Source organism: Caballeronia sp. (genome assembly GCF_049581465.1).
In the GTDB taxonomy this organism is placed as follows: Bacteria; Pseudomonadota; Gammaproteobacteria; order Burkholderiales; family Burkholderiaceae; genus Caballeronia.
Genome location: NZ_JBAUSA010000982.1, coordinates 1 through 4,860, shown reverse-complemented (window position 1 = coordinate 4,860; position 4,860 = coordinate 1). Strand labels below are relative to the sequence as shown.

At 58.3% G+C, this 4,860-nt stretch carries 4 protein-coding genes and 3 pseudogenes; 3 read left to right on the top strand and 4 right to left on the bottom strand.

The annotated features are described in order from the left end of the window. Both WCA53_RS24140 and WCA53_RS24135 read right to left on the bottom strand, forming a co-directional pair. Window positions 1-972 (bottom strand): IS110 family transposase (locus tag WCA53_RS24140; RefSeq protein WP_423916384.1); only part of this gene is annotated, 972 nt, incomplete at its 3' end. A gap of 131 nt (window positions 973-1,103) precedes the next feature. Beyond that, window positions 1,104-1,226: pseudogene (locus WCA53_RS24135) on the bottom strand (IS6 family transposase); the annotation flags it as partial. Between the two features lie 73 nt (window positions 1,227-1,299). On the opposite strand from WCA53_RS24135, the gene WCA53_RS24130 reads away from it, so the two are divergent. Further along, window positions 1,300-1,476: a hypothetical protein gene (locus tag WCA53_RS24130; RefSeq protein ID WP_423916381.1), complete on the top strand. Its 177-nt coding sequence runs from the start codon at window positions 1,300-1,302 to the stop codon at window positions 1,474-1,476. A gap of 225 nt (window positions 1,477-1,701) precedes the next feature. Here the strand turns inward: WCA53_RS24130 and WCA53_RS24125 are convergent. After that, window positions 1,702-1,929: pseudogene (locus WCA53_RS24125) on the bottom strand (IS6 family transposase); the annotation flags it as partial. Between the two features lie 250 nt (window positions 1,930-2,179). On the opposite strand from WCA53_RS24125, the pseudogene WCA53_RS24120 reads away from it, so the two are divergent. Beyond that, window positions 2,180-2,850, top strand: a pseudogene (locus WCA53_RS24120) (IS6 family transposase); the annotation flags it as partial. An 84-nt stretch (window positions 2,851-2,934) separates the two neighbouring features. On the opposite strand, the gene WCA53_RS24115 reads toward WCA53_RS24120, so the two are convergent. Next, complete coding sequence (locus WCA53_RS24115) at window positions 2,935-3,735, bottom strand: GntR family transcriptional regulator (protein ID WP_423916386.1); 801 nt, start codon at window positions 3,733-3,735, stop codon at window positions 2,935-2,937. Window positions 3,736-4,228: 493 nt separating this feature from the next. Here WCA53_RS24115 and WCA53_RS24110 point away from each other — a divergent pair. Further along, on the top strand, window positions 4,229-4,860 hold a 632-nt coding region (locus tag WCA53_RS24110), incomplete at its 3' end, for an isocitrate lyase/PEP mutase family protein (protein WP_423916378.1).

The following is a 4,860-nucleotide window of genomic DNA, read 5'->3' as shown; positions in this document are numbered from 1 at the left end:
CGCCAGGATGGCCCAGATCATCCGGGCCGTCTTATTGGCCTGCGCCACAATCACCACATTCAGTGGTCGCCGCTTTTTGAGCTGCTTGATCCATGGCCCCGGATCTTTCGCGTGGAAGAGCACACTGCGCGCGCCGTGAATCAGCAACGTACGCAGATACGTGTCGCCACGCCTGCTGATCCCCAACAACTGGACCTTGCCACCGGATCCTGTCTGCGCCGGCACCAGTCCGATCCAGGCCGCGAACTCGCGCCCGGACCTGAATGCCTTCGCGTCTCCCATCGTTGCAACGACTGCTGTCGCTGTCAGCAGGCCGACGCCCGGTATCGCAGCGATTGCCCGGCACGCCTTATCCTCCTTCATCCACGTCTGCAGACGCCGTTCGATTCCGGCAATCTGTTTATCCAGTTCCATCAGCCCATTCCACTGCTCGCGCAACGTGTCGATCAGGATCGTTGGCAGACGATCGACCAGCCGTTCCAGCACACCCGGTATCGCCTTGTCGAGTGCCGCCCGACCCTTGCCCGTCACTTCGCCGTACTCGGTCAGCAGGCCGCGCAGGCTGTTGATCCGCATCGTGCGGAACTTCACCAGTTGCTGTCGCATCCGGTGCAGCCCCAGCACCGCCTGCTGCGTTTCCGTCTTCAGCGCGACAGACTTGCCCGGCTGCTGCGCGGCCATCCAGATCGCACGCGCATCAGCTGCATCGTTCTTGTTGCCCATCACGAACGCCTTCACGAACTTCGCTGGCATGAGCTTTACCTGATGTCCCATCGCTGTCAGCCTGCGTGCCCAGTGCTGCGAGCCGCCGCAGGCTTCCATGCCGATCAGGCACGGCGACCGGTTTGCAAAGTGCTCGAGAAACGCTCCACGCTTGAGCGGCTTGTTCACGATCTCGCCCGTCTCCGCGTCGATGTAATGGATCTGCATCACGCTCTTTGCAATGTCCACACCTACTGTCGTATGCTTCATTTCGGACCCTCCGGTTTGCCTGTGAAGATCTGCATGATCTTCCATCTTGGGCACTCTGATGCCGTCGGCCCGTGGGGGGTCCACTTTCCTTCTTTGCTTCCACCGCTCACGGGTGGGAGGCGTTCATATCATTCTTCCAGATGTCGAAGGCTCAGCGGATACGCCACATACCAGCGCACACACGTCAGTATCACATCGAGCGGATAGTGCAAGCGCTTGAGCACCCGTGCAACGGCTGATTTCAGAGTCGTCATTAAGCGTCCGGTAGTTCGTATTGCCAGGGCACATGATACTCGTCGCTTACTGCGACAAAGCCCTGACCCCGCATTGCTGAAGACCCTCTACAGTCAGGCACAGAAGCGTCTGACCGAAGTTGTCCCGCTGGTTCCGCTGTTCGACAACTACTCGTTGATCGCATACCGCAAGAACGTGCGAGACGTGATTTTCGACACGTCGCACAACACGGCATTTTTTACGAATGTCTGGCTCGACGGGAGTCAGTGAGCGCGTGACCGGCATGCCGACCAACCGGCCGGTTTCTTCCCAGCCGAAATTCTGACACCCGTCAAACCTCCCGCACCCGTTGCGCACACAAACCCCGCTCCAATCTGGATACTTCACTCCAACAACAACACGAAGACCTATGATGAGAGAGGCCCTAAGTCCTGGGCCGATTTTTTCGATCTCGTAAAATTACCTGGTCGACGTGCGATGTGCGCCAATGCGAGCTGGCCGCTTGCGGCGACGGAACACCTTCTCCAGTGCCGGCAGCGGTTTGATGGCCCAGCGGTTCACAGTCGAATGATCGACCGAAACGCGGCGCTCAGCCATCCTCTCCTCCAGATGCCGCAAACTAACCGTGTACGCGACATGCCATCGTACGCAGATCCATACCACCTCCGGTGGATCGTGCAAGCGTTTCAGTACCTTGGCTAGCGCAGGGTGCAGCGTCTTCATCGGATCAATGATGAGCGTCTTTGTATCGCCGGAATTCTACCGCCCACTCGTTACTGCGACACAACCCGTCCGTGACCTGGCGCTTGCCCGGTACGAAGTTCGGTCGCAGTAAGGAAATTAGGAAGAGGCGAGACAGAACGGGTAGGAATGCTAATTTTTCAAGATCGTAGAATTTCTCGACGACTGAATGATGCCGTCCACCGTCACTCTTCATCTGCCCTTTCGCTATCATGTGCATGAGTAGCGCCTTGCGGTTCGCCGGTATTTCCGATTCAACCTGAGCCTGCGCGACGTCGAGCAGTTGTTGCTCGAGCGCGGCGTGGTGGTCACGTACGAAACGATCCGCTGCTGGTGCGACAAATTCGGCGCTGAATTCGCCCGGTGCACCAAAGCAGCGAGGCCCAGCCTGGCCACTGCATGGCATCTGGACGAGATGTTCGTGACGCTTCGCGGTGAGCCGTATCTGTTGTGGTGAGCGGTCGACGAGCATGGTGCTGAGCTCGACGTGCTGGTGCAGAAGCGGCGCGACAAGGCCGCGGCAAAGCGCTTCTTCCGGAGGTTGCTGTGTTCAACCCGGGTGCTGCGCAAGATCGTTACCGACCAGCTGAGCAGCTATTCGGCGACGAAGGCTGACATTCCCGAGCTCGCTCATGTGAAGCACGTTTTCGTTAAAGCGGCTGCACGCGTGAACAACCGTGCCGAGAACAGCCACCAGCCGACCCGAAGGCGTGAACGGCAGATGTGCCGCTTTCGCGACGCGCGTCGCACGCAGGCGTTTCTCTCATGCTTGGCCCGATCCGGCAGCACTTCGCGTTGCCCAGACATCAGATGAACGCGAGATGTCATCGTGCCGTACTCCAGGAACGCTTCGCCACATGGCAGGGTTGGACTCTAACTGCGGCAGCCGACAAAGTCATTTAATAAGGATAACTCCTCTTAAGCGACACAGGTAGTCTACCCCCGTCAACTTGACAGAACCAGCGAGACCACTGCCCGAACTATCGCTTACGAGCGGGACGGGCGACGCTTCTTTACTTTGGTAAAACGCGGCGCATGCACGGCGTGACCGCCGCTCAACGTGTTGACCGCATCACTGGGAACCTCCATCAGGATACGACTGCGCTCTGGCGATAGATACACAGTGACGTACTCGACAGGCCGAGCCTGTTTGTCGTGAAGCAAACGCGTCACTCGGATCAACGGCGCACTCAGGTTTGTCTGCAGAAGTGAAGCGCGCGTCGCATCGGCCGCCTCTGCGCTGAACTCCTGAATGATGCGCCCAAAGCCGATGCCTTGACGAATCAGGATCTCGTAAAGCGCTTCTTTCTTTAGGGCGGCTTCACTGACAGCCTTGCCAATACTGTGTGGAACCCACGCTTCAATAAGCATCAGTGGCACACCACCGGACTTGCGCAACCGTAATGCGGTGATTGCTTTTTCTCCGGTCTCTAGCTGAAGCAGAGTGCCAATTGATTCCGGGGGAACCTCAGAGCGAACGTATAACACCTGGACATCGGTCTCCTTCGATACTTCGCGCAATTCTTCCAATAGGCCCAGTGTCAACCCAGGTTGCATATTTGAATCACTGTGCATGACGAACGTGCCCTTGCCATGTCTGCGCTGGACGAGGCCACGTGCCTCCAGATCGCTTAGGGCGCGCCGGACCGTGACTCGGGACACACCAAATTGCTCGCAGAGCGACTCCTCGTTGGGCAATGCGGTTCCGAGCGCATACGTCCCGCGAGTAATCTGATCGTGCAGTACAAGGAATATTTGTCTGTGAAGCGAAGTGCCCCCGGCACGCATCACAGTGGACTCGTCGGTACTATTCATGGATTAGCGGCGCCTCGTGCTTTTCGTATCGTCAGCGGTAATTATAGCCACATGAAGTCGGGATGACCGCTTCACCTACGCTGGCTCGTTGTTCCGAGAGCGGCGGTCCGGCAGACGTTTTATCGCTGACATCGCCTTTCCGACACGGGCATCACATTCTCCAGCATGAACAGCCCGAATTCCCGACATCGCCCCAAAATTCCTTTCCTTAGGGAAATCCGCTAGTTGATTTGTTGTCTTGTTGTAGTAATCTCAATACAACTGATGAGGCGCGTGACCCGTAAAGAGTGGATCGGCGAGGAGCAAGCGCATGAAAAGTGTTCACAGCGCTGGCTGCCATCTCGTTCCCGGCGGAACTCGGGGCACTTGCCAGTCGAACACTAAATGTGCCAATGGTCGCCGATGGGGACCTCCGGCGGCGACCGAATGATCGACCTTCTTGAATTCACATTAACCCGAGCCAACGATGAACGCATCTGCCCGACTTCGCCAGCACGTCAACGGCCCACGCATGCTCGTGGTCCCCGGTGCGTATGACAGCCTGACTGCTCGCCTGGTTGAGCAGGCTGGCTTCTCCGCCGTCTATATGACTGGCGCCGGAACATCGGCCGCGCGGGGGTATCCCGACTTCGGCCTGCTCACAATGACCGAGATGGTCGATAACGCCGGATTAATTGCAAACGCGGTTACCGTCCCCCTGATTGCCGATGCCGATACGGGCTATGGCAACGAACTCAATGTGACGCGGACAGTACGTGAATTTGAAGCGCGCGGCGTCGCCGCAATTCACATTGAAGACCAGGTCTCGCCCAAGCGCTGCGGCCACCTGGACGGAAAAGAGGTCACAAGTCGCGACGAGTTCTTAGCCAAGATCCGTGCCGCTGTCGCAGCGCGCCGTAACCGGGACTTCGTCATCATCGCGCGATCCGACGCTCGGGCCGTCGTCGACCTCGATGAGGCAATTTCGCGGGTCAATGCCGCATTGGCGGCGGGGGCCGACATAGCGTTCGTCGAGGCGACACAGACGCTGGACGAGATGGCGCAAGTCCCTCGTCGCGTGGAAGGGCCCTGTTTGCTGAATATCGTGCCCGGTGGAAG

What these genes read in the sequence shown, in the direction of transcription:
- WCA53_RS24115 (WP_423916386.1), bottom strand. Translation starts at nt 3,735, where the DNA reads ATGCGTGCCGGGGGCACTTCGCTTCACAGACAAATATTCCTTGTACTG.